The organism is Streptomyces sp. NPDC057010 (genome assembly GCF_042673805.1).
In the GTDB taxonomy this organism is placed as follows: domain Bacteria; phylum Actinomycetota; class Actinomycetes; order Streptomycetales; family Streptomycetaceae; genus Streptomyces.
On record NZ_JBHUSC010000037.1, the window covers coordinates 1 to 17958 of the forward strand.

A 17958-nucleotide genomic window follows, 5' to 3' on the forward strand; every position below is an offset into this window, starting at 1 on the left:
GATCTTGGGCGGTGCCGGGATTGGGAGGGGGATGGGGATCTTCGGCGGTGCCGGGATCGGGAGGGGGATCGGGAACTTGGGGGGTGCCGGGATCGGGAGGGGGATCGGGAACTTCGGGGGTGCCGGGATCGGGAGGGGGATGGGGAACTTAGGGGGCGCCGGGATCGGCGGCAGGGGGATCGGGATCTTCGGGGGTGCCGGGATCGGGGGCAGCGGGATCGGGATCTTCGGCGGCGCAGGTATGGGCAGGGGGCCCGGTATCTGCGGCGGTGCCGGTATCGGGGGCAGGGGGATCGGGAACTTCGGGGGCACGGGGCCCGGGTTCTTCGGGGGCACCGGGAACGGGGGCCACGGTCCCGGCTTCGGCGCGGGCATCTTGTCGTGGTCACCGTGCCGCTTCTTGTTCTTGTCCGACTTCTTCTTGTCGTTGTTTCCCTTCCCGTTGCGGTTCTTGTTCTTCCAGTCGCCCTGGCCGTTTTTCTTTTTATTGCTGTCATTTCCGCTGTGATTGTCATGGACGACGTTGGCGTGACTGACTGCCGCAGTCGTTCCGGACGTCGCGGCGAATGCGCTCGCGGGCAGTGCGACGGATCCGGCCGCCAGGGCGGTCGTCGTCGCCAGCATCACGAAACGCCTGGTCATGGGCGTCTTGGGCATAGGTGTCTCCTTGCTCTGTGAAGGGGGTGATGAATGGATCCGGCGCCGGGCCGGCCCATTTCGGTGTTCTCGTGAACCGTGTGGGTTCCCACATCAAGTAAGCACGGGACGATCAGCGAGGACATGTCCCTGCATCTCGCGACTTGACGTCCTGGATTTACGTGTTCCACACGGCCCGCGAGGTGTTCGATCACCGCATCACGCCTGTTCAAGGCGATAGGAGCCCGAATAACGCGAAAAGCCGCCGCGGAGTACCGCGACGGCTTGGAACAGCCTCCCCGGGCGGCCCGGGGAGGCAGGGGCTTCAGCAGGTCGAGTGGAAGAGGCCGCCGACCGGTTCGGTCTCGGCCAGCCGGTTGTATAGCTCCACGGCCTCCGACGTCGGTGCGACGTGGACCTCGGCCCCGGCCTTCCGGACGAGCTCCAGGGTCTCCGGCATGATCCGCAGCCGCCGTTCCATGCCCTCACCGAGGACGATCACCCTGGCCCCGTGGCCGAGCAGCTCGCCCACCTCGCCCGGCACGATGCCCGGATCGTGCCGGGTGCCGTGCTCGGACCAGTCCCAGGGGCGGCCGCCGCCCGGGTACAGCTTGACGTCCTTGCCCGGGGCGAGCCCCTCGACCTCGATCCGGCCCCAGGAGAGGTGGGTGACGCGCGGAGACCTCGCCGGGGGAGCCCACAGCATCAGGTTGCTCATGAGCTCGGCCTGCTCGACGGCGTCGTCGAGGGCGTGGTGCGTGTGCGGCAGGCGGGAGCGCAGTTCGCGGGGCATGCGGCCCTTGACCGCGGCGCGCAGCGGGACCCGCGCCTTCACCGCGTAGAGGGTCTTCATGTCCAGGCATCCGGAGTGGCCGAAGGGGCTGTCGCCGCCGAAGCGCATCAGGTACCAGTACAGGAAGGTCCAGTCGAAGGAGGCCGGGTAGCCGCACATCACCGGCTGCGCCCCCGCGGAGACCTCCCGCACCCAGGTCCGGAACTCCGCCATGGCCACGGCCGGATCGGCGCCCTCCCGGACCAGCCGGTCGCGGTCCAGCCCGCTGACGGCGAGCGCCTCGGGTACGTACGCGTCGCTGATCGGCCGCAGCTCGCGGTAGAAGGTCTGCTCGCGCGGATCGGCGGCCGTATACGAGCCGCCGTCCTGCCGGCCCGCGACGGCGGCCCCGAAGCTGATCATCGAGTACGGGCCGGGGATGGGTCCGTCGGCCTCGATGTCGACGGAAACGTAGAGACTGGGACGTGCGGTTCGGGCTGCCATGCGGGTGAGCATGCCAGCCCGGTCCCGCCCGATCACACGGATTTACGGACTACGGCGCGGCCGTCAGGAACATGCCCGTCTGGTCCGCCCCGGCGGTGTTCTTGCAGCTGACGGAGGAGGTCGCGGGCTGCGCCACGGCCAGGGACAGGCAGCGGCCGACGGCCAGCTGCCCGAAGTGGTTGGGGTGCATGGACTCCTGGACGAGCCCCTGCGACTCGTTGTTGTCGATCCAGCGCGCCCACTCGCTCGTCGTCGCCGACGCGGGCACCGTGGAGCTCACCTGCTTGCTCGCCTTCGCGCACACCTCGCGCCCCTGCATCATGTCCCGCAGGTCCAGGAACTGCACGCCCTTGGCGGCGGCAACGCCCTTGAGCCGGCCCGCGATCTGCGGCACGAGGGAGTCCCGCGCCCAGTCCGAGTCCCGGTTCCAGAAGGGGCAGCCGCCGGTGTTGAGGCGGCTCCAGTCGCTCTGCGTGTACCGGTTCTCCGCGCCGCGCGGTATCGGCGACGGGTAGGACTGCAGCACGATGCGGTAGGAGGAGTCCGCGTACCCGGCCCCGCGCATCACGGCGCGCACCTCGTCGACGGACTTGCCGACGTTCGCCATGACGGCGTCGATCTTCTGGTCGACGCCGGCCTGCTGGTCGTCGTAGCAGTACGAGTTCCAGAGGACGAAGTCGTAGGCGCACTCCTTGATGATGTCGGCGAAGCCGAGGTCGTTGCCGCCGACGGACAGCGCGATGACCTTGACGTTGTTGCTCGCGGCTACGGCGGCGAGCTGGTCGGCCTGCGGGGCCTCGCCCTTGAAGGCGACGCCGCCGCTGGAGGCGCGGAACACGTTCTGGGAGGTCGCCCCGGAGCAGGCCAGGTTCACGGCCTTCTCGGCGATGGCCCCGGCGCTGATCACCTCGGCGGAGTCGGACCTGTGGCAGCCACCCGCCGTGGCCCCGTACACCTTGGCGGGATCGTAGGTGCTGCCGCTCACCCAGGCCCGGTCCGTGCCGTTCCTACTGCCGGTGTTGGTCAGGCTGTTGCCCTTCCAGCGCCCGGCTTCGCCGGATATGTAGCTGTCGCCCATGGACACCACGGCGGTGGGCCCGGCCCCGGGACTGGCGGCGGAGGTCCCGGCCCCGGCGGCCAACAGCGCCCCGACGGCGAGCGGCAGAACCATCCCGGCCCCCACCGCGCGTCGCACACGACGGCGGGACCGGTTCTTGCTGGCGGTGCGGAATCCGATCACTGCGGAACTCCTGCGGTCGGCCATGCCGGAGCGGACGACAACTCCGGTGCATGGCTGTGAAGTGGGGGTACCGCCGGCCGGTGGCACCGGAAAGGTGACACGCGCCCACTTGTTACCGCTAGGTACAGTCAGGTTACGAACAAGTAACAACCGACCGGTCGTTCGGCTCGGCGGTCCCCGAGGGGGGCGGGATGTGAGACCAGGTCCCTTGTGTGTGGCACGTTTTGCTAGGTTCGCTCGGTAATGAACTGAACCGGGTGGGGGCGTCGTGAATCAGATCGACAAAATCCTGGACAAGGTGGACGCGGGGGACATCGCGCTGCCTGAGTTCCAGCGGGGATACGTGTGGACCCGTGACCAAGTCCGGGCCTTCTTCCTCTCGTTGTACCGCGGCTATCCGGTGGGCGGCTTCCTCACCTGGAGCACCAAGGCGGAGACCGCCGACGCCCGCGGCGGTGTCGGCGGCAAGGACGGCACCATCCACCTGCTCCTGGACGGCCAGCAGCGCGTCACCACGCTGTACGGCGTGATCCGGGGCAGGGCTCCGCGCTTCTTCGACGGGAACGAAGCGACCTTCACCGGGCTCCACTTCAACCTGGAGACCGAGACCTTCGAGTTCTACGCACCCGCGAAGATGAAGGACGAGCCGGTCTGGGTCGACGTGACCAGGCTCTTCGAAGGAGGGACCGGCGTCCTCCTCGCCTTCATCCAGCGGACCGGTGCCGAAGGCGAGCAGTTCAACCAGTACTTCAAGCGGCTCACCGACATCCTGCAGATCGCGACCAGGCAGGTCCACATCGAGGAGGTGACGGGCAAGGACAAGACGGTCGACGTCGTCGTCGACATCTTCAACCAGGTCAACTCCGGTGGCACCAAGCTCTCCAAGGGGGACCTGGCCCTCGCCGCCCTCTGCGCCTCCTGGCCGCAGGCGCGGCCGACGATGAAGACCGCCCTCGCCGACTGGGGCGCCGCGGGCTTCGGCTTCAAGCTCGACTGGCTGTTGCGGAACGTGAACGCCGTCGTCACCGGCGAGGCGCAGTTCGCCAAGCTCGCCGATGTCGGCGTTCCGGAGTTCAAGAGCGGCCTCAAGGCGTCCGTCCACGCCGTCTCGCACCTGCTGGACGCACTGGGCGGACGGTTGGGCCTCGATCACGACCGGGTGCTCACCGGCCGCTCCGCGTTCCCCGTCATGAGCCGCCTGCTGCACCAGAGCGGCGGAACGTTCCCCGATGCGAAGACCCGCGACCGGCTGTTCTACTGGTACGTCCACAGCTTCCTGTGGGGCCGGCACGCCGCCTCCGTCGAGACCACCCTCAACCAGGACCTCAAAGCCCTCGAAGAGGGCGGTGTGGACCAGCTCGTCGCCGTCCTGCGCCGCAGCCGCGGACATCTCGACGTACGCCCCGACGACTTCGACGGCTACAGCATCGGAGCGCGGTTCTACCCGCTCCTCTACCTGCTCACCCGCGTGTACGGGGCCAAGGACCTGCTCAGCGGGGTCGAGCTGAAGCACAACCTGCTCGGCAGGAACGCCTCGCTCCAGGTCCACCACATCTTCCCGAAGGCCCGGCTGCGCAAGCACGACTACGCCCAGCGGCAGATCAACGCCGTCGCGAACTTCTGCTTCCTCACCCAGGACAGCAATCTCAAGATCGGTGCCAGGGACCCGCTGGAGTACTTCGAGGAGGCCGAGGCGAGGAACCCGGGCGTACTCGCCACCCAGTGGATCCCGATGGACCGGGAGCTGTGGCGCATCGAGAACTACCCGGACTTCCTGGAGGCCCGCCGCGTTCTGCTGGCCGGCGCGGCGAACGCGTTCCTCGACGCCCTGCACGACGGCGCGTCCCCGGCCGGTCAGCCCGCTCCCGCGGTCCCCCGGCCGGCCTTCCCGTTCCAGGGGGCCGTCGCCCCCGTGGAGCCGACGGCCGACGAGGACGAGGTGCCCGGACTGCGCGAGCTGCTGCGGTTCGTGGACGAGGCGGGGCTGGCGGCGCCCGAGCTCGAATCGGAGGTGACGGACCCCGCCACCGGCGAGGCGATCACCATCGCGGCCGCCGTCTGGGCCAGCGGCCTGCAGGAGGAGACCGGGAACCCGGTCGTGCTCGCCCTCGACCACGAGCCGTCGGTGCAGGCGGCGCTGGAGGCGGGCGGGTACCGGGTCTTCCACACGGCCGGCGCCCTGATGGCTTACATCGGCAACGTCCGGGCCGGGCGGGCCGGTTAGGGGAACGGCTCCGCCCCCGCTGCCTCGACGGCGGCGGGGGCGGAGCGGCTGTTTTCGACTGCTGTGCGTTTCAGCCGAATCCAGGGTCTAGCCGACCAGCTGGTCGTACGCCGGGAGGGTGAGGAAGTCGGCGTAGTCCGCGTCCAGGGAGACCTGGAGGAGGAGGTCGTGGGCCTGCTGCCACTTGCCGGACGTGAAGGCCTCCTCGCCGACCTCGGCGCGGATGGCGGCCAGTTCCTCCGCCGCGATCTTGCGGGTCAGCTCGGCCGTGGCCCGCACGTGTTCGCCGTTGTGCTCGAATACAACACCGGCGTTGATCCACTGCCAGATCTGCGAGCGCGAGATCTCGGCGGTGGCCGCGTCCTCCATCAGGCCGAAGATGCCGACCGCGCCGAGGCCGCGCAGCCAGGCCTCGATGTAGCGGATGCCGACCTGGACCGCGTTGCGCAGGCCCTCGTACGTCGGCTTCGCGTCCAGGGAGTCGATGGCGATGAGCTCGCCCGGGGCCACCGAGACGTCCTCGCGCAGGCGGTCCTTCTGGTTCGGCTTCTCGCCGAGCACCGCGTCGAAGGAGGCCATCGCGATCGGGACCAGGTCGGGGTGGGCGACCCAGGAGCCGTCGAAGCCGTCGTTCGCCTCGCGGTCCTTGTCGGCCTTGACCTTCTCGAAGGCGACCCGGTTGACCTCGGCGTCCTTGCGGGACGGGATGAAGGCCGCCATGCCGCCGATGGCGTGCGCGCCGCGCTTGTGGCAGGTGCGGACCAGCAGTTCGGTGTAGGCGCGCATGAACGGCGCCGTCATCGTCACCGCGTTGCGGTCCGGCAGGACGAACTTCTCGCCGCCGTCACGGAAGTTCTTGACGATGGAGAACAGGTAGTCCCAGCGGCCCGCGTTCAGACCGGCCGCGTGGTCGCGCAGCTCGTAGAGGATCTCCTCCATCTCGTACGCGGCGGTGATCGTCTCGATGAGGACGGTCGCGCGGACGGTGCCCTGCGGGATGCCGACGTAGTCCTGGGCGAAGACGAAGATCTCGTTCCAGAGGCGCGCCTCCAGGTGCGACTCCGTCTTCGGCAGGTAGAAGTACGGGCCCTTGCCGAGGTCGATCAGACGCTTCGCGTTGTGGAAGAAGTACAGGCCGAAGTCGACCAGCGAGCCGGAGGCCGGGGCGCCCTCGAACTGCAGGTGGCGTTCCTGGAGGTGCCAGCCGCGCGGGCGCATGACGACGGTCGCCAGCTCCTGGGCGGGCTTCAGGGCGTACGACTTGCCGGTGCGCGCGTCGGTGAAGTCGATGCGGCGCTCGTAGGCGTCGATGAGGTTGAGCTGGCCGAGGACGACGTTCTCCCAGGTGGGGGCCGAAGCGTCCTCGAAGTCGGCGAGCCAGACCTTGGCGCCCGAGTTCAGGGCGTTGATGGTCATCTTGCGGTCCGTCGGACCGGTGATCTCCACACGGCGGTCGTTCAGCGCGGCCGGGGCCGGGGCCACCTTCCAGTCCCCCTCGCGGACCTGTGCGGTGTCCGGGAGGAAGTCGAGGGTGGAGGTCCGGGCGATCTCGGCGCGGCGCTCCCCGCGGCGGGCCAGCAGCTCGGCGCGGCGGGGGGCGAACCGCCGGTGGAGCTCGGCCACGAAGGCGAGGGCCGCTTCGGTGAGGACTTCGTCCTGCCGTGGCAGGGGCTCGGCATCGACGATGGCCAGCGGGGACGGCGCTGGTGCGGACATATCTGTCACTCCTTCAGCGGCGGTGCCTGGCGGCCGCGGGGAATGCTCGCGCGAGACGGCACGCAGTGCCGTCGGGTGTGGAGAGTTCCGGGATACGGTCGCGGGCGCCGTCTTTGGTTCAGGGCGCTTCTGACCAGTGGATAGTAATTTCCTCATGGTGGAAGTTCAATGGTTTGTTGACGTCGAGATTCTCTGAGTCGACAGATTCCGCTTCCCGGTGGCCCTCAGTGCCACCGTCGTCACGCCGTGCTCAGAGGAGACGTGCCAGGTCGGGCGGGGTGTCGATGTCATACGCCTCCGCGATATCCGCGCACTCCACCAGTACGAGCTCACCCGCATGCCGGGTGAGATGCACCCGCGCGCCCTTGTCGCCCGTCGCCGTCGCCGCGATGTCCGCCCACCGGTCCGCGCCGAAGAGCACCGGATGGCCGCGCTCCCCGTCGTACGCCGCCGCCACCAGGCTCGCGGGGGATCGGTACGCCTCCCTCACCCGGGAGACGGCCGCCGGCCCGATGCCCGGCTGGTCCACCAGCGAGACCAGGGCCGCGCGGGCCCCCGTACCGGCCAGCGAGGCGAGGCCGACCCGCAGGGAGGAGCCCATCCCGTCCGCCCAGTCCGGGTTGTCCACGACCACGCAGCCCGCCAGGTCCGCCCGCTCGCGGACCTCGGCGGCCGAGGCCCCGAGCACCACGTGCACCGGGCCGCAGCCCGCCTCGCGCAGCACCCGTACGGCGTTCTCGACCAGGGGGCGGCCGCGGTACGGGAGCAGCGCCTTGGGCCGCCCGCCGAGGCGCCGGCCGCCGCCGGCCGCCAGGAGCAGGCCCGCGATCACGGGTGAATCGGCTGACTTGGTGGAACCGGAACCGGAATCGGTGTGGGATGACATGCCACCGATTCTCGCTCCTGGGACGGGCCCCTCCCACGCCGTCCCAGCGCACGCCGTACGGCGGCCAGCGCGGCCCCGATGCGCAGCGGCTCGGAGATCCGGTTCTCGGCGGCGGCCAGCAGGGCACGTTCGTCACGGTCGGTCAGCATCTCGGCGTCTCCTTGCCAATCGGGGGCCAATACGGCGAGTCTGGTCCTCGATTGGCCTGGTCGGCAGAGCCAATCAGGGGAGGTTGGCATGGCAAACGGGCGAGTGGTCCAGACGGCGGACAGAACCATCGGCAGCCGCCAGCTCGCGGCCCTGCTCCCCGCGGAGGTCCTGGCCCGCCCCGGCTACCGGGCGCTCGCCGACTCCGTGCGCACGCTGATCCTCGACGGCCGGATCGCCCTGCACGTCCGGCTCCCCGCCGAGCGCGAGCTCGCCGAGGCGGTCGGCGCCAGCCGGGCCACCGTCACCGGCGCCTACGACCTGCTCCGCGAGAGCGGTTACGTCCGCAGCCGGCGCGGCTCCGGAACCTGGACCGAACTCCCCGACGGCCACCTGCCGGTCGGCTCGCCCGGCATCCTCGGCGGCGGCACCGGAGGCCGGCCCGACGGCGAATCCGGGATCGACCTGGCCATCGCCGCCATGGGGGCCCCGGAAGGCAGCCTCGCCGAGGCCTTCGCCTGGGCCGCCCCCCGCCTGCCCGAACTCGCCCGCTCGCCCGGCTACCACCCCTTCGGCATGCCCGACCTGCGCACGGCCGTCGCCGACCGGTTCACCCGGCGCGGGCTGCCCACCCGCCCCGAGCAGATCCTGATCACCGCCGGCGCCCAGCAGGCCTTCGCCCTCGTCGTCAGCCTCCTGTGCCGGGCCGGGGACCGGGTCGTCACCGAGAACCCCACCTACGCCAACGCCCTCGACGCCCTGCGCCACGCACGGGTCCGCACCGGCTCCATCGCCGTCTCCGACGCCGGCTGGGACATGGAGATAGCCGAGTCCACGCTGCGCCAGACCGTGCCCAGGCTGGCGTACGTGATCCCCGACTTCCACAACCCGACGGGCGCCCTGATGCCGCCGGAGCAGCGACTGCGGCTGCTCTCCGCCACCCGCGCCACCGGCACCTGGCTCGTCGTCGACGAGACCATCGCCGACATCGCCCTGGACGTGCCCGCGCCCGCGCCCCTGGCCGCGCTCGCCCCGCGCGGCGGCGCCGACCACGTGCTCACCATCGGCTCGCTCAGCAAGACGCACTGGGGCGGCCTGCGGGTGGGCTGGATCCGGGCCACCGCGAGGATGATCACCGAGCTGACGGCCGTACGGGTCTCCGCCGACATGACCGGCTCCGTACTCGACCAGCTGGTCGCCCTCCCGCTGATGGACAGCCTGGAGCGGTCCCTGCCCGCACGCCTCGCCGCGCTGCGGACCCAGCGCGAAGCCCTCGTGCGGTCCCTCCAGCGGCACACCCCCGAATGGTCCTGGCAGCTCCCGCCCGGCGGGCTCTCCCTCTGGGTGGACCTCGGCGAGCCGGTGAGCTCCGCCCTGTCCGACCGGGCGGCCGAGGCGGGGGTCCACATCGGCCGCGGCGCCCGCTTCGGGGTCGACCCGGGCACCTTCGAGCACCGGCTCCGGATCCCGTACACGCTCCCGCCCGACCGCCTGGACGAGGGCGTACGCCGCCTCGCGACGGCCTTCCACGACGGGGTCCCGCTGGCACCGGCGGTGGAGCGCCCGCACTGGGTGGCCTGAGCGGCCTTACGCGGCCTTGCGGAAGTAGGCGTTCGCCGCCGGGCGGAACATCAGCACCACGGCGGTGCTCACGGCCGCGACGTGGACGGCCCGGCTCGCACCGAAGACCCAGTCCAGGACTCCCGCCCGCGCGGCGGCGTCGGCGAGCGAACCGCCGTCGGCGAGGTACCCGAGGGGCTGCACCACCAGCGAGGCGGTCCCGAGCACCCCGAGGACGAGAGCCAGGGCGATCCGGGCCCACCGGGCGCCGCCCCGCATCCGTACGGCGGTCAGCACGGCGGCGGTGAACACGGCGAGCCGGACGGCCAGTCCGACGCCGGTGTCGAGGGCCGAGCCGCTGTCGTCGGCGAGGATCCGGCCGATCGCGAGCACGGTCTCGAAGACGCCGGCGGCCACGGCCGTCAGCCACAGTGCGCAGGCGGTGCGGACCTCGGCGGGAGGGGTGGCGGTCGGGCGCGTGAGGACGTCGGGGTGCATCGGGGGCTCGCTCTCGCATCGGGGACTCGATGCCCCGATGCTCCCGCCGCGGCCCCGTGCTCCGCCCGCCTGCCCGCCGGTGTCCCGAGAGGGGGGCCAGCCCCACCGGACGGGGTCTACGGCGTGCGGATCAGCCGGCGGGTGGCCGCGGCCGCCACGGCGGAGGTGCGGGAGTCGACGCCGAGCTTCGCGTAGACGTGCACCAGGTGGGACTTGACCGTGGCCTGGCTCAGGAAGAGCTTCTTGGAGATCTGCTGGTTCGACAGCCCGTCCGCGACCAGTTGCAGCACCTCCAGCTCCCGCTTCGTCAGCGCCTCCGCCGGGGTCCGCATCCGGTCCATCAGCCGCAGCGCCACCGCCGGGGCCAGCGCCGACTGGCCCGCCGCGGCCGTCCGCACGGCCGCCGCCAGCTCCTCCGGCGGGGCGTCCTTGAGGAGGTAGCCGGAGGCGCCCGCCTCCACCGCCGCCAGGATGTCCGCGTCCGTGTCGTACGTGGTCAGCACCAGCACCCGCGGGCCGCCCGCCCGGGCCGTGATCAGGGCCGTCGCCTCGGAGCCGTGCATGCCGGTCCCCGGCCCGAACTGCAGGTCCATCAGGACCACGTCCACCGGCTCGGCGGCCGCCAGCTCCACCGCCCGTTCGGCGGTCGCGGCCTCGGCGACCACCGCGAAGTCCGGCTCGGTGTCCAGTACGGCGCGCAGCCCGGCCCGGACCACCGGGTGGTCGTCGGCCAGCAGGAGGCGGATGGTCACGGTCGGGCCTCCAGGGGTTCCAGCGGCAGCGGCAGGGTGACGGCCACGGCGGTGCCCTGGCCCGGGGCGGACTCCACGGTGAACAGCCCGCCCAGGGTCTCGGCGCGCGAACGCATCGCCGGCAGGCCGAAGCCTCCGTCGCCGGCCGACGGCGGCGCCGAGGAGGGATCGAAGCCGTCCCCGTCGTCCACGACGTCCAGCGTGACCGAGGCGTCCATGAAGGTCAGGGTGATCTCGGCGCGCCCGGCCCGGGCGTGCCGCACCACATTGGCCAGCGCCGACTGCGCGATCCGCAGCAGGGCCACCTCGTAGGGCGTGGGCAGCACCCGCGGGCCGCCGCTCAGCGAGAACCGCACCCGCGGCCCCGGCACCCCCGAGCACAGCCGCTCCAGCGCACCGGCGAGCGACCCGTGCTCCAGGTCCGGGGGCGTGAGGGCCCGTACGAAACGACGCGCCTCCGCGAGGTTCTCCTGGGCGGCCTCCCGGGCCTGCGCGATGTGGGGCCGGGCCGGGGCCCCCTCCGGCAGCGCCCGCTCGGCGGCCCGCAGCAGCAGCTGGATCGAGGACAGCCCCTGCGCCAGCGTGTCGTGGATCTCCCGGGCGAGCCGCTCCCGCTCGGCCAGGATCCCCGCGCCACGCTCGGCGGCGGCCAGCTCGGCGCGGGTCGTGATGAGCTCGTCGATCAGCTCGCGGCGGCGTTCGCTCTCGCGGTACAGCGCCTGGTAGCCCAGTACGGTCGCCACCGCCACGGCCCCGCCCAGCAGCGGTCCGAGGAAGGCTCCGGGGGTCACCGCACTGCTGTGCGCGAGGAAGCCGCAGATCGCCGCGCAGGCCGTCACCGCGACGGCCGCGACCCCCCAGCGCAGCCGCAGCAGGTGCAGCTCCAGGAAGTACAGCGGGAAGGCGATCCACAGCCCGTCGGGGGAGACCACCAGCAGCGCCGCCCAGGCCGCGCCGAGCCCCGCCAGCCACACCGCCCCGGCGCGCGGCGAACTGTGCACGGCGGGGGCCCGTACACCGCCCGCGTACACCGCGGCCAGCACGGCGCACGCGGCGACCACCCAGCCGGCCCGGGGCGCCGAGTCGGCGACGGCCCGCCCGGCGGCCAGCACGAGCAGCCCCAGCAGCAGGGCGTGCAGGCACAGCCGCAGCACCTTCGACACGGGGGTGAGGGGGCGCGAGCCGGCGGGAGCGGGGGACGGCGGCGGAAGCGGAGCGGGAGCAGTCATGGCCTGACCAGCGTAAGTGGGCTCCCACCGCCCCCGGTCAACCAAAAGTTTGATGTCGGCGTGCGCCCTTCGATACGAGGATCGCTACCGTGGCGCGATGCCCCGTGTCCACGCGGAGGACCAGGGTGGGCAGCATGTTCGTCGCATGGAGAGATCTACGGTTCGCCAAGGGCCGGTTCGCCCTCATGGGCTCGGTCGTACTGCTCATCACGCTGCTGGTCGGCCTGCTGTCCGGGCTCACCTCGGGCCTGGCCCGGGAGAACATCTCGGCCATCACCGGCCTGCCCGCCACGCACCTGGCCTTCGCCGCGCCCGCCGGTGACCAGAAGGTGTCCTTCACCAATTCCCAGGTGCCCGAGTCCGCCTGGCGGGCCTGGCGGGCACAGCCCGGCGTGGCCTCCGCCGAGCCGCTCGGCATCCGCACCACCAACGCCGCCTCGGGGGAGCGCACGGCCGCCGTCTCCGTCTTCGGCGTCGACCCCGCCGGGAAGCTCGGCCCGCGCGGCGGCGGCCCCGACCGGGGCCGGGTGGTCCTCACCGAGAAGGCCGCCAAGGAGCTCGGCGGGCTCACCGCCGGCGCCACGCTCAGGATCGGCCCCCTCGAACTGACGGTGGCCGCCGTCTCCGGCACCGCCGCCTACAGCCACACCCCCGTCGTCTGGATGGACCTCGGCGACTGGCAGCGCCTCGGCAACCCCGGCGCCTCCCCGGAGCCCCTCGCCACCGTCGTCGCCGTGACCGCGTCCGACGGCGGCGGCCCGGACCTCGCCGCCGCCGAGAAGGCCTCGGGCACCAAGGCGCAGACCGTCGACGAGGCCCTGGGCGCGATCGGTTCGTACCAGGCCGAGAACGGTTCCCTGCAGCTGATGCGCGGCTTCCTCTTCGCCATCTCGGCCCTGGTGATAGGCGCCTTCTTCACCGTGTGGACGATCCAGCGCAGCGGGGACATCGCCGTCCTGAAGGCACTGGGTGCCTCGACGCCCTACCTCCTCAAGGACGCCCTCGGGCAGGCCGTGGTCATGCTCGCCATCGGCACCGGGCTGGGCACCGCGCTCGCCGCCGGCTTCGGGGTGCTGATCAGCGGCGGTGACGTGCCCTTCGTCCTCGACGCCGCCACCGTGCTCGTGCCCGCCGCGATCATGATCGTGCTGGGTGCGCTGGGCGCGGCCCTGTCCATCCGGCGGATCACCGCCGTAGACCCGCTGACCGCCCTCGGGAGCGCCCGATGACCCTCCTCGTCCACGACGTCACGCTCACCTACCCGGACGGCGACGGCCGGCTCACCGCCCTCGACGCCGTCGGCCTGGAGGTGCCCGCCGGCACGCTGACCGCGGTGATCGGACCCTCCGGCTCCGGCAAGTCCAGCCTGCTGGCGGTGGCCGCCACGCTGGTCACCCCGGATGCGGGGCGGGTCGTCGTCGCGGGCCAGGACACCTCCGGGCTGGGCGCCGCGGAGAAGTCGGCGCTGCGCCGGGAGAAGATCGGCATCGTCTTCCAGCAGCCGAACCTGCTGGCCTCGCTGACCGCCGCCGAGCAGCTCCAGGTCATGGCGCACCTCTCCGGCCGCCCCTCCCGGGCGCTGCGCCGTCGTGCGCTGGAGCTGCTGGACGCGGTGGGGCTGGCCGACAAGGCCGACCGGCGGCCGCACCAGCTCTCCGGCGGCCAGCGCCAGCGGATCAACATCGCCCGCGCCCTGATGAACGAGCCCGCCGTGCTGCTGGTCGACGAGCCGACCAGCGCCCTCGACCACGAGCGCGGCGCGGCCGTCCTCGACCTGCTGGTCACCCTGACGCGGGAGCGCTCCACCGCCACGGTGCTGGTCACGCACGACCACGCCCACCTGGAGCGGATGGACCGTACGGCGACGATGGCCGACGGCCGTCTGACGCAGAGCCCCGACTCGGTACCGGCGTAGACCCCCGCAGCGGGGCCGCCGGGGGGCGGCTCCGACCGCACGGTCAGCCGCCGCAGTCGGACGGACGAAGGCCCTCGGCCGCCCAGTGGGGGGCGGCCGAGGGCCTTCTTCACGCCTTCGCGCGCCGTCGTACGGCGCGGTGCGCTACGCCGGGTTCTGGTTCGCCAGGGCCACCGACAGCTCGGCGGCGACGCCCTGGAGGATCGGCACGAAGGACTCGGCGACCGCCTCGGTCACCCGGCCCGCCGGGCCCGAGATGGAGATCGCGGCGGCGGTCGGCGAGTTCGGCACCGACACGGCGAGGCAGCGGACCCCTATCTCCTGCTCGTTGTCGTCGACCGCGTAGCCCGCCTTGCGGACCTGCTCCAGCGCGTCGAGGAAGCCCTCGGGCGTGGTGATGGTCTTCTCGGTCGCCGCAGGCATGCCGGTGCGGGCGAGGAGGGCCCGTACCTCCTCGGCGGGGGTGTAGGCCAGCAGGGCCTTGCCCACGCCCGTGGAGTGCGGCAGCACACGGCGGCCGACCTCGGTGAACATGCGCATGGAGTGCTTGGAGGGGACCTGGGCGACGTAGACGATCTCGTCCCCGTCGAGCAGGGCCATGTTCGCCGTCTCGCCGGTCTCCTCGACCAGGCGGGCGAGGTAGGGGCGCGCCCAGGTGCCCAGCAGCCGCGACGCGGACTCGCCGAGGCGGATCAGACGCGGGCCGAGGGAGTACCGTCGGTTGGGCTGCTGGCGTACGTAGCCACAGGCGACGAGGGTGCGCATGAGGCGGTGGATGGTCGGCAGCGGCAGACCGCTGGCGGCGGAGAGCTCGCTGAGGCCGACTTCGCCCCCGGCGTCGGCCATGCGTTCGAGCAGATCGAAGGCGCGCTCAAGGGACTGGACGCCACCGGTGGCGGCGGTGGTCTTGGCGGAAGCGTCGGTGGTGCTGGCGCTGGACGTCGGCACGGCGCGGTCCTTTCGGTGCTGGCAGGCAAGGAAGCAGCCTACCGGTCGGTCGACGTCGGCCCTAGAGCCGGGGCGACGCCGTCCCCGCCGGTCAGAGGCGGTTTGTCCTGGTGGCGGACGTCCTCGGGAAGTTACCTGCCCGGGTGCCGGTGGTGGTAGCTACATTCTGGATAGTGAAATCTTAATTCCATGCTGTGGAAACATCCAATTGCGGTGCAGGCGTGTCAGTGGTCCGTCCGGGCGCTCTTGACTGGCCCCGGATCGGGGTGAAGACTCCGTCAACAGAACGTTGAATTTCGCTCTGTGGAAGTAGATGGGGAGGTTCCGGTGTCCGACGTGGCTGTGGAACTGGTACTGCGCTCGACGCGCGTCATCACCCCCGAGGGGACGCGCGCCGCATCGGTGGCCGTCGCCGGCGGGAAGATCACGGCAGTGCTGCCGCACGACGCCGAGGTACCGGCCGGAGCCCGGCTGGAGGACTTCGGCGACGACGTCCTGCTCCCCGGTCTGGTCGACACCCACGTCCACGTGAACGACCCGGGCCGCACCGAGTGGGAAGGCTTCTGGACGGCCACCCGCGCCGCCGCGGCCGGAGGCATCACCACGATCCTCGACATGCCGCTCAACTCCCTGCCGCCCACCACCACGGTCGACAACCTGCGCGTCAAGCAGGAGGTCGCCCGCACCAAGGCGCACATCGACGTCGGCTTCTGGGGCGGCGCCCTGCCGGACAACGTCAAGGACCTGCGCCCGCTGCACGACGCCGGCGTCTACGGCTTCAAGTGCTTCCTGTCGCCCTCGGGCGTGGACGAGTTCCCGCTGCTCGACCAGGAGCAGCTGGCCACCTCGCTCGCCGAGATCACCGGCTTCGGCGGCCTGCTGATCGTGCACGCCGAGGACCCGCACCACCTGGAGTCCGCGCCGCAGAACCCGGGCCCCAAGTACGCCGACTTCCTGGCCTCCCGCCCCCAGGACGCCGAGAACACCGCGATCCAGAACCTGATCGACCAGGCGAAGCGGCTGAACGCCCGCGTGCACGTCCTGCACCTGTCCTCCGCCTCCGCGCTCCCGCTGATCGCCGCCGCCAAGGCCGAAGGCGTGCAGATCACGGTCGAGTCCTGCCCGCACTTCCTCACCCTCACCGCCGAGGAAGTCCCGGACGGCGCCACCGAGTTCAAGTGCTGCCCGCCCATCCGCGAGGCCGCGAACCAGGACGTCCTGTGGGACGCGCTCGCCGACGGCACCATCGACTGCATCGTCTCCGACCACTCGCCCTCCACCGCGGACCTGAAGACCGGCGACTTCGCCACCGCGTGGGGCGGCATCTCCTCCCTCCAGCTGGGCCTCCCCGCCATCTGGACCGAGGCGCGCAAGCGCGGACGCACCCTCGAAGACGTCGTCCGCTGGATGTCCACCGCCCCGGCCGCCCTCGCCGGACTGGCGCAGAAGGGCGCGATCGAGGCCGGCCGCGACGCCGACTTCGCCGTCCTGGCCCCCGAAGAGACCTTCACCGTGGACCCCGCGGAACTGCACCACCGCAACCAGGTCACGGCGTACGCGGGCAAGACCCTGCACGGCGTCGTGAAGTCCACCTGGCTGCGCGGCACGCAGATCGCCGACCACGGCACCCCGACCGAGCCCACGGGCCTCCTCCTTGAAAGGCAGAACTGACAGTGGCGATTCCCTCCTTCACCGGTAACGCGAACCCGTACGGAGGCGGCGACCCGTACGCGGACTACCGCACCGCGGACTTCCCGTTCACCCAGTACGCGAACCTCGCCGCCCGTGAGCTGGGCGCCGGTGTCACCTTCGCCAACGACGAGTTCTTCGCCCAGCGCGAGAACCTGCTCATCGCCGAGGCCGCGCACTTCGACCCCGAGCACTTCGGTCACAAGGGCAAGATCATGGACGGCTGGGAGACCCGCCGCCGCCGCGGCGTCTCCGCCGAGCAGCCCTGGCCGACCGCCGAGGACCACGACTACGCCCTGGTCCGCCTCGGCGCCCCCGGCGTGATCCGCGGCATCGTCGTCGACACCGCCCACTTCCGCGGCAACATGCCGCAGGCCGTCTCCATCGAGGGCACCAACTGGGAAGGCTCCCTGGCGCCGACCCCCGAGGAGCTCCTCGGCGACGACGTCAAGTGGACCACCCTCGTCCCGCGCACCCCGGTCGGCGGCCACGCCGCCAACGGCTTCGAGGTGGACGCCGAGCAGCGCTTCACGCACCTGCGCGTCAACCAGCACCCCGACGGCGGCATCGCCCGCCTGCGCGTCTACGGCGAGGTCCTGCCGGACCCGAAGTGGCTCGAGGCGCTCGGCTCCTTCGACGTGGTCGCCCTGGAGAACGGCGGCTCCGTCCAGGACGCCTCCAACCGCTTCTACTCCCCGCCGACCAACACCATCAACCCGGGCCGCTCCCGCAAGATGGACGACGGCTGGGAGACCGCCCGTCGCCGTGACAACGGCAACGACTGGATCCGCTACCAGCTCGTCACCGAGTCCGAGATCCGCGCCGTCGAGATCGACACCGCGTACCTCAAGGGCAACTCGGCCGGCTGGGCCTCCCTCTCCGTCAAGACGGGCGAGGAGGGCGAGTGGACGGAGTTCCTGCCGCGCACCCGTCTGCAGCCCGACACGAACCACCGCTTCGTGCTGGACACCCCGGCGGTCGGCACCCACGTCCGGATCGACATCTTCCCGGACGGCGGCTTCTCCCGCCTGCGCCTCTTCGGCTCCCTGACGGAGGCCGGCGCGGCCGCCCTGACCGCCCGCCACCAGGAACTGGGCGGCTAGTCCGGCCGGCGCGGGGCCGGGGCGCAGCCCCGGGACACGAACCCGCACCCGGGGGCCGACACCCCCGGGTCGCGCACGGCCCGCAGGGGGCGCACCGCTTCGGCGATGCGCCCCCTGCGGCGTATCGGCGTGGGCGCTT

At 71.9% G+C, this 17958-nt stretch carries 14 protein-coding genes and 1 pseudogene; 6 read left to right on the forward strand and 9 right to left on the reverse strand.

The genetic code is table 11. The features are described 5' to 3' along the window. The 3 genes and pseudogenes from ACFTXQ_RS25950 to ACFTXQ_RS25960 form a co-directional block, all read right to left on the reverse strand. A pseudogene (locus ACFTXQ_RS25950) lies at positions 1-657 on the reverse strand (hypothetical protein); the annotation flags it as partial. 304 nt (positions 658-961) lie between these two features. Beyond that, on the reverse strand, positions 962-1912 hold the full coding sequence (locus ACFTXQ_RS25955; protein ID WP_382644700.1) for an MTH938/NDUFAF3 family protein: 951 nt from the start codon (positions 1910-1912) through the stop codon (positions 962-964). 49 nt (positions 1913-1961) lie between these two features. Further along, on the reverse strand, positions 1962-3152 hold the full coding sequence (locus tag ACFTXQ_RS25960; protein ID WP_382644702.1) for a GDSL-type esterase/lipase family protein: 1191 nt from the start codon (positions 3150-3152) through the stop codon (positions 1962-1964). A 268-nt stretch (positions 3153-3420) separates the two neighbouring features. Here ACFTXQ_RS25960 and ACFTXQ_RS25965 point away from each other — a divergent pair, with 268 nt between their 5' ends. Next, positions 3421-5376: a DUF262 domain-containing protein gene (locus ACFTXQ_RS25965; RefSeq protein ID WP_382644704.1), complete on the forward strand. Its 1956-nt coding sequence runs from the start codon at positions 3421-3423 to the stop codon at positions 5374-5376. An 87-nt stretch (positions 5377-5463) separates the two neighbouring features. On the opposite strand, the gene aceB is transcribed toward ACFTXQ_RS25965, so the two are convergent. Next, entirely contained in the window at positions 5464-7092 is a 1629-nt protein-coding gene (aceB, locus tag ACFTXQ_RS25970; protein WP_382644706.1) for a malate synthase A, read from the reverse strand. Positions 7093-7342: 250 nt separating this feature from the next. Further along, the gene (locus ACFTXQ_RS25975) at positions 7343-7978 is read right to left on the reverse strand and encodes an NTP transferase domain-containing protein (RefSeq protein ID WP_382644708.1); all 636 of its coding nucleotides are present in this window, start codon (positions 7976-7978) and stop codon (positions 7343-7345) included. A 237-nt stretch (positions 7979-8215) separates the two neighbouring features. Between ACFTXQ_RS25975 and ACFTXQ_RS25980 the strand changes: the two genes are divergently transcribed. After that, positions 8216-9706, forward strand: coding sequence for a PLP-dependent aminotransferase family protein (locus ACFTXQ_RS25980; protein WP_382644710.1), 1491 nt, complete (start codon positions 8216-8218; stop codon positions 9704-9706). 6 nt (positions 9707-9712) lie between these two features. On the opposite strand, the gene ACFTXQ_RS25985 is transcribed toward ACFTXQ_RS25980, so the two are convergent. The 3 genes from ACFTXQ_RS25985 to ACFTXQ_RS25995 all read right to left on the reverse strand — a co-directional run bounded on the left by ACFTXQ_RS25985 (position 9713) and on the right by ACFTXQ_RS25995 (position 12164). Further along, positions 9713-10183 (reverse strand): hypothetical protein, encoded by a 471-nt coding sequence (locus tag ACFTXQ_RS25985; RefSeq protein ID WP_382644712.1) that lies wholly within the window; start codon positions 10181-10183, stop codon positions 9713-9715. 116 nt (positions 10184-10299) lie between these two features. Beyond that, positions 10300-10935: a response regulator gene (locus tag ACFTXQ_RS25990; protein WP_382644714.1), complete on the reverse strand. Its 636-nt coding sequence runs from the start codon at positions 10933-10935 to the stop codon at positions 10300-10302. Next, positions 10932-12164 (reverse strand): sensor histidine kinase, encoded by a 1233-nt coding sequence (locus tag ACFTXQ_RS25995; RefSeq protein WP_382644716.1) that lies wholly within the window; start codon positions 12162-12164, stop codon positions 10932-10934. Before ACFTXQ_RS25995 ends, ACFTXQ_RS25990 begins: the two co-directional genes overlap by 4 nt. 134 nt (positions 12165-12298) lie before the next feature. Between ACFTXQ_RS25995 and ACFTXQ_RS26000 the strand changes: the two genes are divergently transcribed. Together ACFTXQ_RS26000 and ACFTXQ_RS26005 are read left to right on the forward strand one after the other, a co-directional pair. Further along, complete coding sequence (locus ACFTXQ_RS26000) at positions 12299-13393, forward strand: ABC transporter permease (protein ID WP_382644718.1); 1095 nt, start codon at positions 12299-12301, stop codon at positions 13391-13393. Next, positions 13390-14079 (forward strand): ABC transporter ATP-binding protein, encoded by a 690-nt coding sequence (locus tag ACFTXQ_RS26005; RefSeq protein ID WP_382644720.1) that lies wholly within the window; start codon positions 13390-13392, stop codon positions 14077-14079. The genes ACFTXQ_RS26000 and ACFTXQ_RS26005 overlap by 4 nt, the downstream gene beginning before the upstream one ends. Before the next feature lie 144 nt (positions 14080-14223). On the opposite strand, the gene ACFTXQ_RS26010 is transcribed toward ACFTXQ_RS26005, so the two are convergent. After that, positions 14224-15027, reverse strand: a complete 804-nt coding sequence (locus ACFTXQ_RS26010) for an IclR family transcriptional regulator (RefSeq protein WP_382644721.1) — start codon at positions 15025-15027, stop codon at positions 14224-14226. Between the two features lie 336 nt (positions 15028-15363). Between ACFTXQ_RS26010 and allB the strand changes: the two genes are divergently transcribed. After that, positions 15364-16698 carry an allantoinase AllB gene (gene allB / locus ACFTXQ_RS26015; RefSeq protein ID WP_382644816.1) on the forward strand — a complete coding sequence of 445 codons (1335 nt, stop codon included), beginning with the start codon at positions 15364-15366 and terminating at the stop codon, positions 16696-16698. 2 nt (positions 16699-16700) lie between these two features. Continuing rightward, complete coding sequence (gene alc / locus ACFTXQ_RS26020) at positions 16701-17819, forward strand: allantoicase (protein WP_382644723.1); 1119 nt, start codon at positions 16701-16703, stop codon at positions 17817-17819. The last annotated feature ends 139 nt before the right edge of the window (positions 17820-17958 follow it).

What these genes read in the sequence shown, in the direction of transcription:
- ACFTXQ_RS25955 (WP_382644700.1), bottom strand. Translation starts at nt 1,912, where the DNA reads ATGGCAGCCCGAACCGCACGTCCCAGTCTCTACGTTTCCGTCGACATC.
- aceB (WP_382644706.1), bottom strand. Translation starts at nt 7,092, where the DNA reads ATGTCCGCACCAGCGCCGTCCCCGCTGGCCATCGTCGATGCCGAGCCC.
- ACFTXQ_RS25975 (WP_382644708.1), bottom strand. Translation starts at nt 7,978, where the DNA reads ATGTCATCCCACACCGATTCCGGTTCCGGTTCCACCAAGTCAGCCGAT.
- ACFTXQ_RS25980 (WP_382644710.1), top strand. Translation starts at nt 8,216, where the DNA reads ATGGCAAACGGGCGAGTGGTCCAGACGGCGGACAGAACCATCGGCAGC.
- ACFTXQ_RS25985 (WP_382644712.1), bottom strand. Translation starts at nt 10,183, where the DNA reads ATGCACCCCGACGTCCTCACGCGCCCGACCGCCACCCCTCCCGCCGAG.
- ACFTXQ_RS25995 (WP_382644716.1), bottom strand. Translation starts at nt 12,164, where the DNA reads ATGACTGCTCCCGCTCCGCTTCCGCCGCCGTCCCCCGCTCCCGCCGGC.
- ACFTXQ_RS26000 (WP_382644718.1), top strand. Translation starts at nt 12,299, where the DNA reads ATGTTCGTCGCATGGAGAGATCTACGGTTCGCCAAGGGCCGGTTCGCC.
- ACFTXQ_RS26005 (WP_382644720.1), top strand. Translation starts at nt 13,390, where the DNA reads ATGACCCTCCTCGTCCACGACGTCACGCTCACCTACCCGGACGGCGAC.